Source organism: Shewanella hafniensis (assembly GCF_019655335.1).
Lineage (GTDB): Bacteria > Pseudomonadota > Gammaproteobacteria > Enterobacterales > Shewanellaceae > Shewanella > Shewanella hafniensis.
Window position 1 is genome coordinate 1 of the sequence record NZ_BPFD01000019.1, and the last position, 20504, is coordinate 20504.

19 protein-coding genes and 1 pseudogene are annotated in these 20504 nt (G+C 47.4%); 12 read left to right on the top strand and 8 right to left on the bottom strand.

Features of this window, described 5'->3' with window-relative positions:
- The first annotated feature begins 286 nt into the window (after positions 1 to 286).
- Complete coding sequence (locus K5Q99_RS07880) at positions 287 to 1855, top strand: methyl-accepting chemotaxis protein (RefSeq protein ID WP_220776533.1); 1569 nt, start codon at positions 287 to 289, stop codon at positions 1853 to 1855.
- A gap of 404 nt (positions 1856 to 2259) precedes the next feature.
- Positions 2260 to 3561, top strand: coding sequence for a DEAD/DEAH box helicase (locus K5Q99_RS07885; RefSeq protein ID WP_220776534.1), 1302 nt, complete (start codon positions 2260 to 2262; stop codon positions 3559 to 3561).
- Positions 3562 to 3703: 142 nt separating this feature from the next.
- On the opposite strand, the gene K5Q99_RS07890 is transcribed toward K5Q99_RS07885, so the two are convergent.
- From K5Q99_RS07890 to K5Q99_RS07900, 3 genes are all read right to left on the bottom strand, one after another.
- Positions 3704 to 5104 (bottom strand): basic amino acid/polyamine antiporter, encoded by a 1401-nt coding sequence (locus K5Q99_RS07890; RefSeq protein WP_220776535.1) that lies wholly within the window; start codon positions 5102 to 5104, stop codon positions 3704 to 3706.
- A 9-nt stretch (positions 5105 to 5113) separates the two neighbouring features.
- Positions 5114 to 6016, bottom strand: a complete 903-nt coding sequence (locus K5Q99_RS07895) for a homocysteine S-methyltransferase family protein (RefSeq protein ID WP_220776536.1) — start codon at positions 6014 to 6016, stop codon at positions 5114 to 5116.
- 443 nt (positions 6017 to 6459) lie between these two features.
- Positions 6460 to 6675, bottom strand: coding sequence for a TIGR02450 family Trp-rich protein (locus K5Q99_RS07900; protein ID WP_220776537.1), 216 nt, complete (start codon positions 6673 to 6675; stop codon positions 6460 to 6462).
- 289 nt (positions 6676 to 6964) lie between these two features.
- On the opposite strand from K5Q99_RS07900, the gene K5Q99_RS07905 reads away from it, so the two are divergent.
- The 4 genes and pseudogenes from K5Q99_RS07905 to K5Q99_RS22425 form a co-directional block, all read left to right on the top strand.
- Positions 6965 to 7612 carry a peroxiredoxin-like family protein gene (locus K5Q99_RS07905; RefSeq protein ID WP_220776538.1) on the top strand — a complete coding sequence of 216 codons (648 nt, stop codon included), beginning with the start codon at positions 6965 to 6967 and terminating at the stop codon, positions 7610 to 7612.
- A 132-nt stretch (positions 7613 to 7744) separates the two neighbouring features.
- Positions 7745 to 8380, top strand: a complete 636-nt coding sequence (locus K5Q99_RS07910) for a DUF2913 family protein (RefSeq protein ID WP_106649879.1) — start codon at positions 7745 to 7747, stop codon at positions 8378 to 8380.
- A 174-nt stretch (positions 8381 to 8554) separates the two neighbouring features.
- Positions 8555 to 9307 (top strand): substrate-binding periplasmic protein, encoded by a 753-nt coding sequence (locus K5Q99_RS07915; RefSeq protein WP_106649878.1) that lies wholly within the window; start codon positions 8555 to 8557, stop codon positions 9305 to 9307.
- Positions 9308 to 9314: 7 nt separating this feature from the next.
- Positions 9315 to 9503, top strand: a pseudogene (locus K5Q99_RS22425) (multiheme c-type cytochrome); the annotation flags it as partial.
- Between the two features lie 116 nt (positions 9504 to 9619).
- Here the strand turns inward: K5Q99_RS22425 and K5Q99_RS07920 are convergent.
- The 3 genes from K5Q99_RS07920 to K5Q99_RS07930 form a co-directional block, all read right to left on the bottom strand.
- Positions 9620 to 11398, bottom strand: coding sequence for a flotillin family protein (locus tag K5Q99_RS07920; protein WP_220592358.1), 1779 nt, complete (start codon positions 11396 to 11398; stop codon positions 9620 to 9622).
- 36 nt (positions 11399 to 11434) lie between these two features.
- A complete protein-coding gene (locus K5Q99_RS07925; protein WP_220776539.1) occupies positions 11435 to 12070 on the bottom strand; it encodes a YqiJ family protein in 636 nt (211 codons plus the stop codon).
- Between the two features lie 106 nt (positions 12071 to 12176).
- Positions 12177 to 12743 carry a DsrE family protein gene (locus K5Q99_RS07930; protein ID WP_220776540.1) on the bottom strand — a complete coding sequence of 189 codons (567 nt, stop codon included), beginning with the start codon at positions 12741 to 12743 and terminating at the stop codon, positions 12177 to 12179.
- Between the two features lie 63 nt (positions 12744 to 12806).
- Between K5Q99_RS07930 and K5Q99_RS07935 the strand changes: the two genes are divergently transcribed.
- The 5 genes from K5Q99_RS07935 to K5Q99_RS07955 all read left to right on the top strand — a co-directional run bounded on the left by K5Q99_RS07935 (position 12807) and on the right by K5Q99_RS07955 (position 16189).
- Complete coding sequence (locus K5Q99_RS07935) at positions 12807 to 14312, top strand: carboxypeptidase M32 (protein WP_220776541.1); 1506 nt, start codon at positions 12807 to 12809, stop codon at positions 14310 to 14312.
- A gap of 182 nt (positions 14313 to 14494) precedes the next feature.
- Positions 14495 to 14992, top strand: a complete 498-nt coding sequence (locus K5Q99_RS07940; protein ID WP_106651792.1) for a GNAT family N-acetyltransferase — start codon at positions 14495 to 14497, stop codon at positions 14990 to 14992.
- Positions 14989 to 15339: a DMT family protein gene (locus tag K5Q99_RS07945; RefSeq protein ID WP_006082592.1), complete on the top strand. Its 351-nt coding sequence runs from the start codon at positions 14989 to 14991 to the stop codon at positions 15337 to 15339. The genes K5Q99_RS07940 and K5Q99_RS07945 overlap by 4 nt, the downstream gene beginning before the upstream one ends.
- 29 nt (positions 15340 to 15368) lie before the next feature.
- On the top strand, positions 15369 to 15626 hold the full coding sequence (locus K5Q99_RS07950) for a DUF2960 domain-containing protein (protein ID WP_220776542.1): 258 nt from the start codon (positions 15369 to 15371) through the stop codon (positions 15624 to 15626).
- Positions 15627 to 15679: 53 nt separating this feature from the next.
- On the top strand, positions 15680 to 16189 hold the full coding sequence (locus K5Q99_RS07955) for an RDD family protein (RefSeq protein WP_220776543.1): 510 nt from the start codon (positions 15680 to 15682) through the stop codon (positions 16187 to 16189).
- A gap of 120 nt (positions 16190 to 16309) precedes the next feature.
- On the opposite strand, the gene lptG is transcribed toward K5Q99_RS07955, so the two are convergent.
- Positions 16310 to 17368: an LPS export ABC transporter permease LptG gene (lptG, locus tag K5Q99_RS07960; protein ID WP_220592353.1), complete on the bottom strand. Its 1059-nt coding sequence runs from the start codon at positions 17366 to 17368 to the stop codon at positions 16310 to 16312.
- Positions 17365 to 18477: an LPS export ABC transporter permease LptF gene (gene lptF / locus K5Q99_RS07965; RefSeq protein WP_220776544.1), complete on the bottom strand. Its 1113-nt coding sequence runs from the start codon at positions 18475 to 18477 to the stop codon at positions 17365 to 17367. Before lptF ends, lptG begins: the two co-directional genes overlap by 4 nt.
- A 243-nt stretch (positions 18478 to 18720) precedes the next feature.
- On the opposite strand from lptF, the gene pepA reads away from it, so the two are divergent.
- Entirely contained in the window at positions 18721 to 20229 is a 1509-nt protein-coding gene (gene pepA, locus K5Q99_RS07970) for a leucyl aminopeptidase (protein ID WP_106649869.1), read from the top strand.
- Positions 20230 to 20504: the final 275 nt, after the last annotated feature.

Sequence of the window (20504 nt, forward strand, 5' to 3'; positions counted from 1 at the left end):
AACCCTATACAAAATACTGAAATTTGCGTTTTAGCAGGATAAACGCTCGTTTAATTCCATATTCGCACTACTTAAAATTTTTATATTTTGCAATAGCTTACAAATACAACGAACGATTGATTTTTATGGGTAAACCATCAAAAACCGCTCTCCTATACCCATACAAAAATGATAGTCTTATCACATAACAAGCTTACCCCAATGAGAGTAAGCGCAAGAAAATTAGCGCCTAACACCGCGCCCCTGAACCCCAATGAATCACATCGGCCCTGAATGGACACACTAAATGAGCCAGAGTAACGCGTCAGCCCACAGAACACTGAATGCACAGAGATCAGATCAAGAAATCCGCTTAACACCACAAGATGAACTCATTTCCACCACCGACACTCGCGGTGTCATTACTTACGTTAATGCCCGTTTTGCTGAAGTCTCTGGCTATAGCGCCCAAGAGTTAATTGGCAGTGCCCACAATATGGTTCGCCATCCCGATATGCCGAGCGCCGCCTTTAAAGAAATGTGGGAAAAGCTTAAGTCGGGCCAATCTTGGCGCGGCATAGTAAAAAACCGCTGTAAGAATGGTGGCTTCTATTGGGTCGATGCCTTTGTCTCACCATTGTTTGAAAACGGCACTATCGTTGGTTATCAATCGGTGCGTATTCAGCCTCAAGCAGCCTACGTCAGCAAAGCAAATGAGATATACCAAAGACTTAAACTGGATAAATCCATTCCTAAGCCCTTAAGCTTAATGCAGAAACGTATCCTCTCGGCGGTTGTCGCCTCGACCGGCTTACTGATCGCGGGCTACTTTTGGGGCTGGGGCGTGATTATCGCTGGCGCGGTTTTGATGAGTTTAAACTTGGCTATATTCTACGATGAGGCCTTTCGTATTCCCGCAAAACTGATTGAAATGCAAACAAAATACGACTCTATCAGTCGCTACATCTACTCGGGTGCCGACACGTCTTCTATCCTCGATTTCCAGCTCATCATGCTGCAGGCCAAAATGAATGGCGTACTGGGGCGCACACAAGATCAAGCCAATCAATTGCATGCAATTGCCGATCAATTAGTGGTCGCGACCGAGCAAACCTATGTCAGCCTAGATCAAGAGAAAAGTCAGCTAGAACAGCTATCTAGTGCGATGGAAGAAATGAGTTCAACCATTACAGAAGTGGCGCAGAATACCCATCTCACGTCCACCAGCATCAATACCGCCTACGATCTCTGCCTTAAAAGCAGCGCCAATATGAAGGCCAATACTCAAAAAGTGGAGCAACTGGCCAAGTCTGTTGCCGATGCTGCTAACAATGCCCATCAATTGAATAAAGAAGCAGAGCAAGTTGCTAATGCGATGGGCGAAATTGACTCCATCGCCGAGCAAACCAATCTTCTCGCCCTCAATGCGGCCATTGAAGCTGCCCGTGCAGGTGAACAAGGCCGAGGGTTTGCCGTAGTCGCCGATGAAGTGCGCGCGCTATCGAGTCGAACCCAACTATCGACCAACAGTATTTCAAAGAGTGTCGATAAGATGTTCTCTATGCTCAACATATGGGCCAAAGAAATGGAACAGAGCCGCCAACATGCGGAGCGCTGCGCTAGCGACATTCAACTGTCCGCTGACAATGTGAATACCCTTTACCAAGAAGTGAGTGATATCCACACCTTTGCCCAGCAAAATGCAGTGGCAGCGGATCAACAGCGTCAAGTGGTCAACGAGATTGCCAGCAATATACATTCCATCAGCCATTCAAGCGTAGAAAACTTAGCCGCAACCCATCTGATTGGTGATGCTGCTCATCTGCTTAAACACAATGCCGAGAAGGCCCTCGGTCTGAGACGCACCTTCGGTTAGTCATAAGCAAGATATAAAATGCCGCAGCCAAAACTGCGGCATTTTTCTATCACGTTCTTTTAGCCCGTTCTTTGCGCCAGCCCTCACTCAACCTAGAACATACTCTGCTAAGAGCATACTCAATCCAGTACTGATCCAACCCAGTGCTTGCAGAATTGGCCTTATCCCGCCTGAGCCGTCGCTAAAGCTTTTATCTCTTGGCGATAAAATGAGGCAGATAAAATACCAAAACACTAAAAAGTTCAGGTTTTAACCGAAATTTTTGCTATACTCCGCGCCCGCCATTTTTCTTATAAAATCTGTGTGGAAGAATGAGCCAGCCGATACGCCTCTCTCCTTTAGACAAGTGATAAAGAGGCTAGCGGCGCTTGAATGTTTGAATAAGTGAACCATAGGAATCCAAAATGAGATTTGAATCTTTTAGTTTTTCCCCCGAGATTTTGCGCGCTATCTCAGATTGCGGTTATCAACAAATGACGCCTATTCAGCAGCAAGCGATACCTGCTATCCGCCGCGGCCAAGATGTCTTAGCCAGTGCCCAAACCGGTACGGGTAAAACCGCCGCTTTCGCACTGCCGATCCTGCAAAAGATGGTTGAAAATCCAAGCGAAACGTTAAAGTCGAATGCCCGCGTATTAATCCTTACGCCGACCCGTGAGCTTGCAGCTCAAGTCGCTGACAACGTTACGGCTTACTGCAAATACTTAAACTTCAGCGTATTAACCATTTACGGTGGCGTAAAGATTGAGACTCAAGCGCAAAAGCTGAAACGCGGCGCCGATGTAATCGTTGCCACCCCAGGTCGCTTACTTGAGCACCTTACCGCCTGTAACTTAAGCCTGTCGAACGTCGACTTTTTAGTCCTAGACGAAGCCGACCGTATGTTAGACATGGGCTTTAGCGCCGATATCCAAAAGATCCTGCAAGCGGTCAATAAGAAACGCCAAAACCTGTTGTTCTCAGCCACTTTCTCAAGTGCGGTTAAAAAACTCGCCAACGATATGATGGTTAAACCGCAAGTGATCAGCGTTGATAAGCAAAACACTACGGCCGACACCGTTAGCCAAGTCGTTTATCCGGTTGAACAACGCCGTAAACGTGAACTACTGTCTGAGCTAATCGGCAAGAAAAACTGGCAACAGGTATTGGTATTTACCGCGACCCGTGATGCCGCCGATACACTAGTCAAAGAATTAAACTTAGATGGTATCCCATCAGAAGTGGTCCACGGTGAGAAAGGCCAAGGCAGTCGTCGCCGCGCCCTGCGTGAGTTTGTTGCAGGTGATGTCCGCGTACTGGTTGCCACCGAAGTTGCCGCCCGTGGTCTGGATATCCCAAGCCTTGAATACGTAGTCAACTATGACTTACCTTTCCTCGCCGAAGACTATGTCCACCGTATCGGTCGTACAGGCCGTGCGGGTAAAACTGGCGTAGCCATTTCATTTGTGAGCCGCGAAGAAGAACGTACCTTAGCCGATATCGAAAAATTGATTGGTCAACAAATTCGCCGCGTCACTGTGCCAGGTTATGAAGTGGGCAGCCGCGAATTGCTATTAAAGCAATTACAAACCCGCCGCAGTTTTGCCAAAAAGCAACAAAGAACCGACAACGTCGGCGCTCAAGTTGCTGCTGAGAAAAACATGCAAGGCCGCCGCGTAAAAATGAAGGTGGGTCAAGCACCGAGCAAAGCGAAAAAGCTTAAGTAATCGCTAAAACGAGTGGTGTAAAACCCATAGCGTTTAACCCCATCCCACGTGTTTTAGTGAAATCGGCCACAACAACTGTTGTGGCCGATTTTTTTATGTCCAATTCGATAAAGCACTGCCCACTTTAACTAACTGCAATCCGTTATTGATAGCAAAATGACCATAACGCGGGGAACAAACTCAGCAACGTCGCCCCTGCGAGCAATCGCTCACGACCGTTAAGCTTTTTACCATCCACAAGTTGGCGGCGACTATAGAGAAACAAGAGTAACCCAGGGCCGTAAAGTAGCAAGGACAGCAACAGATACTCGACACCAGCGGCATAGAGTAACCAGAGTCCATAACCGCTCGCCACCAGCGCCACGATTCTCATCAGCCCATTGCCCTGCCCACTCAAAGAAAGCTTCAGCAGGAACAGTCCAATCAATAGATAAGGCACTAAAATCATCGACGTAGAAATGAGTAGCAGATTGGTATACCCCTTACCCAGCAGCCACACCAGTAACAAGCAAAACTGCACTGTTAAGCTGGATAACCAGAGGGAAGCGATCGGCGTGCCATTACGATTCTGTCGTAAAAAGATGGCTGGAAAAGCACCGTGGCGGGCTGCGCTGAAAGGCACCTCTGCCGAGAACAGAGTCCAACTCACGTAGGAGGCCAGCACAGAAACAATCAGCCCGACACTGATCAGCGCCTTACCCCAAGCGCCGCTCATGCTTCCCATCAGTCCCGCCATAGAGGGATTAGGCAGTGCAGCAAGTTCAGGACGAGCCAAAATCCCCAGCGCTAACACAGAGATAAGCACATAAAGTAGTAGCGCCAGCACGACGCCAAGGACAGTCGCCGTACCCACATCCCGCTTATTTTTAGCGCGCGCCGATAACACAGCCGCACCTTCGATACCGGTAAACACCCAAAGCGTGATCAGCATAGTGTTACGCACTTGCTCCGACACTGGCACAGCTAAAGTGCTGGCCGCTTGGTCCTGAGCAAAAGTCACAGGGTCGAAGTAATAGCAGGCAAACAGTACAAACAGCAATAACGGTAAACTCTTGGCTAATGTCGCCACCAGATTGAACATGGCGGCCTGCTGTACGCCGCGGGAGACCAACCAATGCACCGCCCACAAAATGCACGACTCACCGACAAAAGCGACCAGCGTATTGCCCTCGCCAAACCAAACTTGCTGCGGCGTATCGACAAAGCTGCCAAGGGCGGCAAACGCAATCACTAAATATCCCACCACGCCTATGGTGGCGCAAAGCCAATAGCCCCAAGCAGAAAAAAAGCCCACCAGCTCACCAAAACCGGCTCTGGCGTAGGTATAAATGCCGCCATCAAGCTCAGGCTTCAAGCGCGACAGATAGAGGAAACTCGCAGCCAATGCCAAGATGCCCACACCTGTGATCCCCCAGCCAATCAGCACAGCTCGAACACCCGCCACTTCAGCCATGTTTTGCGGCAGGCTGAAAATCCCAGCACCTACCATAGAGCTGAACACTAGGGCTGTGAGTGACCAGAGACCTATCCTGTTCTCTTTCATACAAAATCCTTAGCGCAAACGACTATAAAGAGCCTGAATGTGTTCGGGACCAATGCCGCAGCAACCACCGATAAGCGAAGCCCCTACCGCGCGCCAACGCTCAGCCCAACCGAGATAATCAAGCGGCCCGAGATCGGCACGGATCTCATCCAGACCATCGTTAGCCGTCGCCTCTTTCGGTTGAGGAGGAAACGCATTGGCATAGGCACCGAGTCGAATATCAGCACGCCCCAGATCACTCAATCTATCGCTGGCCACCTGTAATGCCGCCTCAATCACCTCAGGCTGACAACAGTTGAACAGAATCGCATCCACACCAACTGCTACTAACGCATCGATAGCATCGGCCACTCGCTCACCGGAGCGTAGTGTCGGTTCGCTACCTAACGTCTCGTCCTCTAAGGTAAAAGAAACCCAAAATGGTTTGCCATCTTCTGGCAGCAAGGCCTTGATGGCTAAAGGCTCGGCAATCAAACTCATGGTTTCGGCTAACCAGAGATCGACACTGGGCGACAACGCTCGAATGAGTGGCAGCGCCAGTTCCCTCACCCTCACGGCCTCAAATAAATCGGCACGGTAAGAGCCAAACAAGGGTGGCAATGAGCCCGCGACCCGAACCGCATTTGCGTGTTCATCCGCGACATCCCGTGCCAGTTTGCCCGCCAATGCAGCCAGCGCTTCACCCTCGGCGGCAAAACGCTCATCACCGATATGAAATGGCACGAGTGCATAACTGTTGGTGGTGATGACTTTGGCACCGCTGGCTACGTAGGCTTGATGCACCTCAGTCACGGTTTGCGGCGCTTCTATCAATGCCAACGCCGACCACTCAGGCTGGCGAAAGGGTGCGCCCCGTCTTGCTAACTCACGCCCCATGCCACCATCCAAAACCCACAGTTGCTGCTTATCCATCTTGCTTACCTCAATCTTTTTATGCGACTTCGTTTTACTAAGGCACTCATAGTTAATGAGAATCCTGCTACCTAGCACCTTGCTGCGTTCGATGACGACAATGCATAGCTTCAGTGAGTACCTTAATAACTGCAAAAACCATCTAGACGTTTAGATGGCTACAACAAAATAACGGAATCTCGATTTAGCCGCAATCGATATCAGTAAAAAAACACGGATTAATCTCAAACTTGAATAAATGGATGCCGCTGCGCTACGAAAACATGTCCAGTTGACGGCAAGAGACGAGATATTGATGGGATCGTTGATGGAAGACATTGATAAATGACATTGTTGCGGAATGAGCTAAAGAACGTAGAAGATGATGGTAAAACTGGAGAACAAGATGAGTGCCCTCCATGTCTTTGGATAATATGAGATTGGTATTTATCCAAGTCGTTTAACTATTTCCAGCCCTGCAACCAAAGGTCTTCATCTTTTAAATCATACCAGTTTATAGGTATAACTCGCTTTGACATCACAGCCTCAATTGAACACGAGATCACTAAGCCTTCCTCATCAAACTCAATCTCAGTGACTAAAAAATGTTTTTCTTTATTGGTCGGCTTAACGGCGGTCCACTTACTGTTGAGTAATTTCTTAGGGTTAATTTTATTCATCAAAACTCCGCGTGACAGCTAATTTGCTGGGTTATGCAATAACTTTCGCGAATCCCCGTTCCTTTAGAGACTCGCTTTAGAACGCCTTGGCCAATACGAACAATACAGCAAGACAGCGCAATGGCACTTACACAAAAAACACTTAAGCGAAGATCTCGTCAACGGAGATGACTTAAGCAACAAATTACATAAGCAGATTACACAAGCAGATCTCAGTACTAGAGCAGACAAAAAGAAAACTGTTGGTGCTTAGAAATACAGCCATTGAAAGATAACGTTAGGAACGCCCATGTCAACCATACTAAAAACACTTTGCCTCGCAGGTACACTATTGCTCACTAGCTTTACGACTCTGGCGCAGCCCATTGCCAAAGATGAGTTTTCCATCAGTCCACTACTCAATGGTCAACAAATTCCTAAGGTAAACTTGCAAGATATCAAGGGTAACACAGTCGACTTAGCCGAATTAACGCAGAAAAAACCGACCATTTTCTTTTTTTACCGTGGCGGCTGGTGCCCCTTTTGCAACAATCAAATGGGACAGTTAAAGGCGATTGAACCTGAATTATTAAAAATGGGCTTTCAGTTAGTGGGTATTTCATCCGATACGCCAGCACAACTTAAGGCATCAGCGGCAAAAAATGAGCTTAAGTATCTACTGCTTTCTGACGAAAAAATGCAGGCATCGCAAGCCTTTGGCTTAGCTTTTTACACAAGCGAAAAGGTCACTGAAATCTATACTTCGCGTCTTCATGTCGATAATCCAATGTGGACGACACCTGAGGGAGACAAACGTTTAGTCTTACCTGTGCCCGCCATTTATATTAGCGATGATAAAGGTTTGATTCATTTCCAATATGTGAATCCTAACTACAAGGTCAGACCCGCACCTAAGTTGATTCTGACCGCCGCCAGCCTCGTCGGTGCACCAGAATAATCCATCCCTCATCAAAGCAGCCGCTAAGAATCGTTATCGATTTAGCGGCCGCTTTGCTAAACTAGCTCCGCCGCAATCAATACCTTCCAAGTTCAAATAGATAATATCACTTCAGCCCGCGGCGGAGTCATAATGAATTCTCAAACCTATAACCAAGCTGTGCTCGAACTCGCCCTTGCGGGTCTTGCCGATTTAACCGCTTCAGCACAGACCAAGAAAGCCCAGCGCACCTCCGCGCAGGAAAGTCATTTTTTGTGTAATTGGATGGTCGAGTCCTTAAAGGAAAAACGCTTTTCTAAACTGGTAGCCGAGGATCTCACGGCTTGGATACGTCTGGCTCGCAGCCAAGGTGCGGGCGCCGAACTCAAGCGTTTGCTAGAAAGGATTGTGCATCAATATCAAACAGTTGAAAAATCAGAGCAAGCTTTAGGCACGGCATTAAATGCTATGATAGAAACTTTAAAGCAAGCCGAATGGTTAGTCTTTACTGACACTGAAATCAGCGCCAAGCTCAAACTCGATGCTGATGGTCAATCTAGCTTAGTCATTGATGCAAAAGAATTTAACCAACATATTAAAGACAATCAATTGGTCAAACCAATCAACTTATATGTCCGCGCCGATGAACAGACACTAACGCGTATCGCCCTATCCCATGGGTTATTACTGAGCCAAGGTAATAAGAAAACCAGCTTGATTAAGCACCATAAAACCTACCAAATTTTCCCGCATAATCAACAGCCCGCCCTGTGTCAGCTATTGGCTTAGGTGTGATAGCGGAAAGTGTAATGACAAAAAGTGTAATGGCGTAAAGGTGAAAACTGCTTAACTATGGCTGGTGTGACTGATTGTGACCCACTAAACAATTTATTCACACAATTTAGGTAGAATGGCCATCGGATAGGCCTTGGCTAAAGCAGAGATAACAAGGATAAAAGCAATATGGTTAAGCGATGTTTGCAGTATAAACACTTAGTTCGATTTGCCTTGTTCGCCCTTTGCTTTACTCAACCACACGCCTATGCGGAGCAACTCAAATACAATATCACTGGCTCCTATTCTTGGTATCCGTATTTTATCGGCGACCAAGCAGAGGCGCCGGGGATGATCACTGAGCTTATCCCGATGATTTTATCCCTCGCTAAAATCGACGGTGAAATCCTCACCCTGCCGCCAAAGCGCACTAATAACGCACTGGAAACCGGTCAACTCGATTTTGATATCGTCAGCCCGAGTTGGTTTGAAAAACAGGATTTAGGGCCGCTGTTTGTTAAATCCGCCCCCATAATGCAAATCACCGAATATGTGGTCACCCTGCCTGAAAATGTCAGTAAATATAAGGATATCGACCAGATTAAAGGCAAACACATCGGGACTGTGCGCGGTTATTTATACCACGACGATAAGGACTTTATCCGTGCCGACTTTACCTCTGAGCAAGAATTAGTCAAAGCCTTAGATAAACACAGAGTCGATGCGATTATTTCCGGTAATTATCCAGCCCTGTATTGGTCAACTCAGTTGCGTATCCCCGTCGCCCTTGCGGCGGTGCATTCTGATGGTGACTTAGTGTTTAGGCTACGTAAGGAGCATGCTGATTTGCTGCCTGCCATTAATCAAGCAATAGCGACCCTTAAAGCAAATGGTAAAATTGACGAAATCATCAAAAAGTACACTCAAACGCTGGCAAGCTGAGCCAATACGGCCAACCTTAGCAACCTGCACGGCTTGTCACACGCTGATCGATAGTTTAGTCGTCCATGCACGCAGCTTTGGCGGGGTTTATCAAAGTGATGCCAGCGGTGGTCGAATTTACCAATCAGGACAGGAGTCATGCGCAACCTGTCATGCCGAAGGTCGCTCATCGGGGGTCGACAAGGTACACAAATAGGCCGTTAGATTTTATTGGCCTCAAAATAAAAACGCTCGCAAAAATGCGAGCGTTTTTAGTTAATCAAGCAGATTTAATCTCATAAAGCTAACCTCGTAAAGTTAGCTAAATCGACCTTACAGCTTAGGCACGCTTTGACTCTCGACCACCTGCGTTTGGCTGTAATCTTTAAGTCCAGCATGAGACGGCTTCACGCCACTTAACGCCTCGGCGGTTAAGGTGTTATTGCCGTTTAATAAATCATTTAAGGTGCCAGAGTCGCTATTCACTAAGCCCAATTCTCTAAGCATGGCATCAACCACCGGCGCATTGGCGCGGTAGTTTAATGCAGCGCTAGTCACTTGCTCGGCAATGCCGCCTTGATGGTGAGCAGCTTCGCCACCCGCTGCTAATTGATTGCCAGCGCCATAGCCTTGAAGAATTTTAATGCCTTCGATGTTTTCCAACGGTTTAACGGCTTGTGCCACAATTTCAGGCAGCGCTTTTAAAATCGCGAGGGATTTTTGCAGGGCAATTTGCTCATCACTCAAGACGTTTTCGGCCTCATAAAGTGCTTGCTTACCCGCAGCTTCAACGGCGTAGACCTTCTCATCCGCTTCGGCCTGCAGTTTTTTCGCATCGGCGCTAGCGCGCGCTTCAATCAGAATCGCACTCGATCTGTCTTCAGCAGCACGTTTCTCGGCTTCGGCTTGTACTGTCACACCAACTGCATCACGCTCAGCTTCTTTACGGGCATCAATCACTTCAATCTCTTTGCGACGATTCGCTTCGGCCACTTGGCGCGCTGTGATGACCGCTTCTTCTTTCTCAACCTTCAGTTTTTCGGCTTCAGCAGCACGGGCACGGGCGGCAGATTCTTCTTCAGATTTGGCCGCAACCGCAATGCGTTTTTCCTGCTCAGAAACTTCGATATCCCTTTGCTGTTGAATGCGCGATTGCTCAATCGACTTATATTTTTCAATCTCGCGGGTTTCGATATCCTTGGTCTTTTCGATTTCAGCGGTTTCAATAGCGCGCTCTTTAGCAATTTCGGCTTCGCGTTCTTCGCGGGCCTTATTTTCTTTCTGCTTAATGATTTCCGCTTTTTGATCGGCGCGTTTAAATTCCAAAGACTGTTGCTGGATCAGGCGTGCTTCTTCTTCCGACTTTTCAATCTCAAGGGATTCTTTTTCGGCTTCGAGGTTACGCTGCTCAATCTTAATCCGGTTATCCTGTTGGATATCGTTGGTTTCTTTGCGTTTTTCTTCGATAATCTTCGCTAAACGCGCACGACCTTCGGCATCGAATGCGTTGTTTTCATTGAAGAATTGTAGATCAGTTTGGTCAAATCCGGTTAACGAAACCGACTCGAGTTCGAGACCGTTTTTCTCCAGATCGTTAGCCACGTTATTTTGCACACGTTGCACAAAATCGGCACGCTGCTCATGCATCTCTGTCATGGTCATTTCAGCGGCAACGGCGCGTAGCACGTCGACAAACTTAGACTCCATCAGCTTTTTAAGCTCTTCGACACGGTTTGTGCGCGTACCTAAGGTTTGCGCCGCCATCGAAATACCATCTGAATTTGGGGCAACTCGCAAATAGAAGTCAGCCTTCACATCAACACGCATTCTGTCTTTAGTGATCAGCGCATCTTTCTGAGTTTTTTCCACTTCGATACGCAGGGTATTCATGTTGACCGAAATGGTTTCATGCAGCACTGGCAGTACGATAGCGCCGCCATCTTTAATGATTTTCTCACCGCCAAAGCCGGTACGCACAAAGGCCATTTCTTTGGTTGCACGTTTATATAACTTGGCAAAAATTAACCCGATCACGATAAAGCCAAGTAACACCATACCGGCAACGAGCAAAATAAAACTACCGGATGAACCGATATCAGTTAACACATCCATTTGATTTCCTTTCAATTGATTTATAGCTGGGGACAATTAATTATCAAAACACGTAGCAGACCAGACACGGCCTTCACGTTTAAGTAGCACGACTTGAGTGCCAGAGGCAAACTCGATGTCCGAGGTTTCAGGCTCGACTAAGACGTAATGTTTTTGTTGGTGTTTATCACGCACAACGGCTTCGGAAGGCATGCCTTTAATGGCGCAGCCTAAGGTAATAGTCGCGACATAGCCGCTCAAATCATCAAGCGAAATTGCGCTCGATTCATTTTTCGGCAAATGATCCGCCAGCACTCGACCGAGATAACGGCAAGAAAAGGCACTCGCAACTATAGCTATCGGTAAGGTGAACAATTGCGGCAGTAAAAGGCCAGCAACATTGAAACTGATAAAATTGACGATATAACCCGCAATCGCAAAACTGGTCAGCGCGAGCACAAACCAAATCAATAACGGCAGTCGATTGAGGCACAGCCAACCGGCAATGCCTGTGAGTCCACCGGGGCTGACATCAGCGTCATAATCCGCATCGATAGGCACCCATTGGTCGAGCGCACTCATCATGCTTAGGCCAATAACTAACGCGAAGGCTTCAAACACACCGAGGGCCAGAACACAGGCAAAAGCTATGGTGTAAGGTAAATTAGGCTGCTCAACTAAAAACGCCCACATAATCATCTCCTTGAACAATACAGCATTCCATTTATTTCACTGTAATTATCGACTTATGCGCCACAGAATAGCAAGCCAAGCCCTATTTCCAAACTAAAAATTTACCCTAAAATGGATTTTCACTGTAACCCTGCTGCGCCAAAATAGCGTGGGCTGTCATCGCCGATAATGCCATATCGACTCCGGGTAATAATGAGGCATTGGTTAAATCAAAAAAGGCGGCGCTCTGTCCGCAGATATAAAACTTCACGTCGTGATCAACCAGAGCCTTAACCAAAGCGCGATTAGCGTTTACCGCACCTGAGTGCTGCTTGGCATAAAAAGCATCATCAGCTAAATCGCTGATGCCGCCACCGTGCACCACCATAGCCAGCTCTATATCAGTTTCGTTAACGCCTGCCGCCACATGCATATTGATAAAACGGGCTAAACTTTCGAGCTGACGATTCGTCTTGCCCACATCGGCCGCCTTACTCATATCAAAAGCCACTTTAAACTTCATGCCCTTAGGAATGGGCATCATGCTATCGACTTTGGCAATCTGACCAAACTCAGGAATTGCAGGCCCAGCCACAAATTTATCGGCGCCCGCCTGCGCCGTCGAAGCGATAGCGGCAAGGGTCAGGCACAGCGCAATCTTAAGCGTTTTAATGCTATATGATTTTGACTTCATTGTATTATTATCCTGTTATTGTTATTTATTCGCGCAGGTTTTATGCGCCAGAAGGGAAATTCCATGGGCACACCTAAGACTAAAGCACCAACGCCAAGTTACGACAAACTGACTGCACATTTCCAGAAAATTTCTCACTTTGAACATTTCAGCGCTTTGGGTGACTGGGATCAAGCGGCCATGATGCCGATGGGCGGCGGTCAAGATCGCGGCGATGCAATGGCAGAACTGGCGCTGCATATCCACGGTCTCAAAACCTCAGCCGTATTAGCCGAGCACTTACACGGCGCGGCAGATGAACCACTCTCAATAGAGCAGGAAGCCAATCTGCGGGAAATGCTGTACCAGTATCAACAGGCCAACTTAGTGCCCGGCGACCTAGTACAAGCCAAAACCAAGATGGCCTATCAATGTGAGAATGCGTGGCGCGAGCAACGTAAAAATAATGACTGGCTGGGCTTTAAACCCAATCTAAAAGCGGTCATCGACCTTGCCAAGGAAGAAGCACAGATCCGCGGCGAAGCCCAAAATATCGCACCCTATGATGCCCTGCTCAATAAATTTGAACCGGGAATGACCACGGTAAAGCTGGAACAAACCTTTGGCGGCCTGAAAGATTGGCTACCGACACTCATCCAAGAAGTACTGGCTAAGCAGGCAAACGAGCCTAAGCTTGTACTCAATGGCCCCTTCGATATCAGCGCGCAGCAAGCCCTTGGCCGTGACGTGATGGCGTTTTTGGGATTTGACTTTAATCATGGCAGGCTGGATATGAGTAGCCATCCATTTTGTGGCGGCGTGCCAAGCGATGTGCGGATAACGACCCGCTACAATGATGCCGATTTTAGCAGTGCTATCATGGGCATAGTTCATGAAACAGGCCATGCCAGATACGAGCAAGGTTTACCTCAAGCGTGGCGCGGTCAACCCGCAGGGCTTGCACGTTCTATGGGCGTCCACGAAAGCCAAAGTCTATTTTGCGAAATGCAGCTTGGGGCAAATCCGGCATTTTTACGTCAGTTGCAGCCTAAAATCGCGCAGCATCTTAACTGTCATTTCAGTGCTCAAGAATTAGCGCAACATTATACCCGCGTAAATCCCGGACTTATCCGCGTCGATGCCGATGAAGTCACTTACCCCTGCCACATTTTGCTGCGGTTTGAGGCGGAAAAAGCCTTTGTCGACGGCAGCTTAACCGTCGATGATTTACCTGATTTTTGGTCGACGCAGATGCAACAATTACTGGGGATCAATACCGATGGCAATTATCGCGACGGTTGCATGCAGGACATCCATTGGGCTGTCGGTGAGCTAGGGTACTTCCCCAGTTACACCTTAGGCGCCATGTATGCCGCCCAATGTCGTTTTGCGATAGAAAAAGCCTTAGGACCGATTGAAGCCCTAATCGATGCAGGCAAGTTGGACTCGGTATTCCAATGGCTGCGCGAGCACATTTGGTCTAAGGGATCCTTACTCACCACCGATGAACTGCTCCGCCAAGCAACGGGCGAAACCCTAGATGGTCAATATCTTGAGCGTCACCTGCGCCAACGATATCTAGGTATTTAACCGCTGCGAACGCTTAGCTCAGTTTTAATGGGTTTTAAAGCGCTTTATATTACCGCCGGAGCCTGCATTTTGAAGCCGCTTGAGGTTATAATGCCGAGCTTATTTGAATCAGGGCTCTTTTAACGGAGTGCCTTCAACAGAACTCTTGAAACGGGACTCTTGAAACAGGATAAATGTCTGCCATGTTACTGCGAGCAATCACCCCACAGGATTGGGATGCCATTTTAGCAATCCAAGATGAGTGTTACTCACAACTGGATCCTGAGCCCTTGCACGTGCTGCAAAGTAAATGGCAGGTATCACCACAATCCTGTTTTGTGTTCGAAGTGGATAAGTCGGTTGTCGGTTATTGCTTGGCTCACCCATGGACCACCAATATGCCGCCCGCGCTCTATCAGCCCATCACCCATTTGCCTAAGGCTGATACCTTATACCTACACGATATTGCGATTTCGGCCAAAGCCCAAGGTTTAGGCGCAGGTGCTAAGGCGCTCACTCGCTTAACACTGTTGGCGGATCGTTATAATCTCAATTCCTTGTCCCTTGTTGCCGTTCAAGGCGCCGACAGTTATTGGCTAAAAATGGGCTTTAAACCTCAGGCCATAGACAAGTGCCTTGGCAGCTATACCGACGATGCCATGTACATGATTTATAAAATTAATCATAGAGATGAAAGATGAATCCAACCCTGACGACTATCGGTTTACTTTGCCTAAGCAATATCTTTATGACTTTTGCTTGGTACGGGCATCTAAAAACCTTAGGCTCAAAACCTTGGATTATTGCCGCCTTAGTGAGTTGGGGCATCGCCCTATTTGAATACTTGCTGCAAGTACCTGCTAACCGAATCGGTTACACGGTTATGAACGTCGGCCAGTTAAAGATTTTACAAGAAGTCATCACCTTAAGTCTGTTCGTCCCCTTTGCCTATTTCTATATGAAAGAGCCATTGAAGCTCGATTATCTGTGGGCAGGATTGTGCATATTAGGTGCTGTGTATTTTATTTTTAGAAGTGAATTTAATTAATTTCAGACTTATTTCAGGAGAGCTCCCCCATGGCCCGTCAAGTCACTTACACCTTCAAAGGTACGACTAAAACCATCGCCTTTAGCTACGACAAACACCATGATTTATATGAAGCTGTGGCCGAAGCCGAAGGTATAGAACTGAGCAAATTTTTGGCTATGGAACAGCAAGTCGCCATGACATCGCGCAAGGGGGCTAAGGCTGAAAAAGAATTCAGAAAAGTAGAATTTGCCCGCTTTGGCTTTAGCAATATCCACTTTGTCAGAGACGAAGAACCCGAAGCCTAGACAGGTATCCATATTTGTATTCGCTTTAAGCACTTTAAAAACAGGACACTGTGATGCTCAATACCGAACATGCTAACTTTCCCCGTGCGGGATTCTTTCGCCGCTTAGGTGCTGCCGTTTACGATTCGATGTTAGCCGTGGCCGTGTATATGGTTGCTGGCGCTGTGGGCTTTGGCATTTTCTACGGCCTTACCGCTTCAGGATTGGCTGGCATGAATGGCTTTGAGCATGTCTCTGACGCGCTCAATGGCACGCCGATTTACCATGGTATTTATCAACTCTGGCTCGTCTTGTGTGTCGGTACTTTCTACGCGCTATTTTGGAGTAGAGGCGGCCAAACCTTAGGCATGCGCGCTTGGCGGCTTAAAATCCAACATCCAAACGGCCAAAACTTAAGTATGGTCACAGCTTATGCGCGTATCGTTTGGTCACTGCTCGGCATTGGCAATTTATGGATTGTAATCAATGATGATAAACGCGCACTGCAGGATAGAATGACTCGCTCAGAAGTGGTTGTTCTATCAAAGGAAGCTAACCAAATGCGTAACTGGCACGGTGCTTAGATTTGAAGCTTAGGTTTCTAAGCGTAAACTTCGGAGCTTAAACCAAGCCAAATCCACCCATAAAAAAACGACGCAATGCGTCGTTTTTTATGGGTGGAATTCGAAGTAACTAAATGAGTATCATCGCCGGATAAAGTAGAAAGCAACGCCGGTAAACAGCAAACTTGGTGCCACAGCCCCCACGTAAGCGGGTAACTCATACACTATGCTCATAGGACCGAAAATCTCATTACTGATATAGAAGCTGAAACCCGCAACAACCCCAAGTAATACCCGCGCCCCCATAGTCACAGTGCGTAGCGGCCCAAATACAAACGACAGTGCCACTAACATCATCACAGCGACCGTCACAGGCTGCATCACCTTCCGCCATAAAGCAAGCTCATAGCGACTCGGATCTTGGCTGTTGGTTTTAAGATAATCGAGATAACCGACCAAGCCACGGATAGATAGCGCCTCAGGTTTAATCGAAACCACACTGAGTTTATCTGGCGTTAAACTCGACTGCCATTGGTCTTCATCAAGGTGCTCAAGCATGACTTTCTCATAGCTTAAATCCGTACGTTTAACATCAAATAAACGCCAGTGGTCTTGGAAGAATACTGCACGAGTCGCGTGCACAACGTTGGTGAGTTTAAGTTCGCTATTGAACTTATAAAGGGTAATGTTGTTGAGTTTATTAATGTCTTCAACTTCACCTATATTCACAAACAAATCACCATCCTTCGCCCAAATGCCTCGATGGGACTTAATTAAGCTTCCACCTGAGAGTTTAATGGCTTGTAACTGATTGGCTTTTTGCTCAGCAATCGGCGCGCCCCATTCCCCTAACACCATGACCATCAACATTAAGGGTACAGCCGTTTTCATCGCTGATAGAGTGATCTGTAGACGTGACATACCTGAGGCTTGCATCACTACAAGTTCAGAGTTAGATGCCAACATTCCCATGCCAATCAAGGCGCCAAGTAATACGGCCATGGGGAAAAACATCTCGACATCACGAGGCACTAAAAATAACACATAGATACCCGCATCCATCATGCTATAAGTACCGCGACCGACTAAACGCAGCTGGTCAACCCATTTGATGATGCCCGACAAGCCAGTTAAAACCAGCAGACACAACGCTGAAGTGCTTAGCAATACCCTAGCGATATAAAAGTCTAATATCATCATGCCGCCACCTTCTTATGGGCAAACAGAGCCGATATACGACTGAACATAGGTCTATCTTTACCGAGTAAGAACAGCCCCATCAAAAGCGCCGAAATATGGATCCACCACATACCAAGATGTAAAGGGATAATCTCATCTTGCAATGCCTTACGTCCGGCGACCATGAGGCCAAAATAGCCAAGGTACAAGAGTATTGCGGGGAACATTTTAGCGAACTTACCTTGACGCACATTCACCCGCGCAAGTGGTACCGCGATCAAGGTCATGATCGGAATCGCCAGCGGAATGGCAAGACGCCAATGGAATTCGGCAACGGCTTCTGCACCTTCGATTTTCACGAGTTCATCGACGGGTAGCGCAGATAATTTACGGCGACGCTCGTCGACTTGCTGCTCTTTAATTTGCATTTTATAACCACCAAATTCGATCATTTGGTAGTCCTTCGCCTTAGGGCTGCCTTGATAACGCACGCCATCACTGAGGTTTAATTGCTGTGCGCCAGTACTATCTTCCTGCACTCGCCCGCCTTTAGCGACCACCACATTGGTGACACCCGTTTCATCATCAGGATCTGGCAACTGGGCTACAAACACTTTATCTAACTCGTTATCTTTACCGATACGTTCGACAAATAATACCGCGCGGCCATTAGGGCTCGCCTGAAAACGCCCTTGCACTAAGGCCGCAAGACCCGCTTCAGACTGGGCTTTTTCAAGCACTTGGTTTTGCTGCTCTTCTGCCCAAGGGGCGACATATAGGGATAAATAGCCGGTAAACAACATATTGATCACGGCAAGGATCAGAGTCACACGGGTAACATACCACTCACTAACCCCAACACCGTGGAGAATGACCATCTCATTTTCAGAATACATACGGCCGTGGGCCATTAAAATGCCCAAAAACAAACTTAACGGCAGGACTAAGATCACCAGATAGGGCAAGTTAAGCCCAATCAGGGTCATGATTAAAGAGGCGGGAAAATCGCCGTCGGAGGCATCGGCCAGTATACGCACGAAATGCTGGCTAATAAAAATAGTTAACAGCACTAAAAGTACCGCAATTTGTGCCTTTAAAACTTCTCGAATAAGGTATTTAAATACAATCACAGGCAGGATCCGGTCTCTAAACTTATCTTTTTGCTGGTAACAGACTAACTTTCATGTAAACTGTTTACTTTTGATAGTTTTCTGACCAGCTTCAGGGGTTCTAGGTTAACTTAACGTCACCAAATGCGTGACTCAAGCACCGAGAATAAATCACCTTTGGAGTAATAACTTAGGCCCTTTTCGGGACAAGCAGACATTATCCAATAAATATAAAAATTTGTCTTTAAGAATCTAGGAGTGCTCATGGAGTTTAGCGTAAAGAGCGGTAGCCCCGAAAAACAACGCTCAGCCTGTATCGTGGTCGGTGTTTATGAACCCCGTCGTCTGTCGGGTATCGCGGAGCAATTAGATAAAATTAGCGAAGGTTATATCAGTAACCTACTGCGTCGCGGCGATCTGGAAGGTAAACCTGGCCAGATGTTGTTGCTGCACCATGTTCCTAACGTATTGAGTGAACGTGTATTATTAGTGGGTTGTGGCAAAGAACGAGAACTAGACGAACGCCAATACAAACAAATCATCACTAAGACAATCAACACCCTTAACGAAACAGGTTCAATGGAAGCGGTTTGCTTCTTGACTGAACTGCACGTGAAAGGACGCGATACGTATTGGAAAGTGCGCCAAGCGGTTGAAACCACCAATAGCAGTCTTTATAGCTTTGATGCCCTAAAGACCCGCAAAGGTGAAACTCGCCGTCCACTGCGTAAATTAGTGTTCAATGTACCCACTCGCCGTGAATTAACCTTAGGTGAGCGCGCTATCGAGCATGGTATGGCAGTGTCTGCCGGCATGCACTTATGTCGCGATGTGGCCAACATGCCACCTAATATCTGTAATCCAGCCTATTTGGCCTCGCAAGCGCGCCAAATGGCTGAAATGCACGACACCCTGCATGTCACCACTATCGGTGAAGAGCAAATGGCCAAACTGGGCATGAACTCATACCTTGCAGTCGGTCGCGCCAGTGCCAACGAATCCATCATGACAGTGATGGAATACAAGGGTGCTGTCGATAGCACAGAAAAACCCATCGTATTAGTCGGTAAAGGGTTAACCTTCGACTCGGGCGGTATTTCATTAAAACCTGGCGAAGCCATGGACGAAATGAAATATGATATGGGCGGCGCAGCAGGTGTTATCGGCACCATGAAAGCCATCTGTGATATGAAGTTACCTATCAATGTTGTGGGTATTCTGGCTGGCTGTGAAAACATGCCATCGGGTAATGCTTACCGTCCAGGTGACATTCTGACCACTATGTCAGGTCAAACCGTTGAAGTGTTAAATACCGATGCAGAAGGCCGTTTAGTTCTGTGTGACGTATTAACCTATGTTGAGCGTTTCGATCCTGAATTGGTTATCGATACAGCGACTCTGACTGGCGCGTGTGTGATTGCCCTTGGTAAACACGCATCGGGTCTGTTCTCATCGCATAACCCTCTGGCACACGAGCTATTAAGTGCTGGTGAGCAAAGTGGTGACCGCGCATGGCGCATGCCGTTGTGGGATGAGTATCAAGATATGCTCGACAGCCCGTTTGCTGACATGACCAACTTAGGTGGCCGTCCAGCAGGTGCTATCACTGCAGCATGTTTCCTTTCGCGCTTTGCTAAAAAGTACAACTGGGCTCACTTAGACGTTGCGGGTACAGCTTGGAATAGCGGTGCTAACAAAGGTTCTACGGGCCGTCCAGTGCCACTATTGACTCAGTTCCTGATCAATCGTGCAGGCGTTGAACTCGGCGAATAACCGACTATCCGGCCTAAGTGTTTTAAAGATCATAATAAAAACAGGCGAAGATGAAAATCTTCGCCTGTTTTATTTTCTTATATAATCAGAAAATCGATTTCCTGAATAAGAACTTGAATAAAAACTGAACAACTAACGGTTTTAGAATAATTTTTCAAAGAGTTATAGCTCTACCCTCTTAATCTTCAACGGCTTAAAAGCATCCCATTAAGTCCCGCCAGACAGTGATAGGTAAAACCTCAGCGCAAGGTTTACCCCAAGCATTAACCCATACT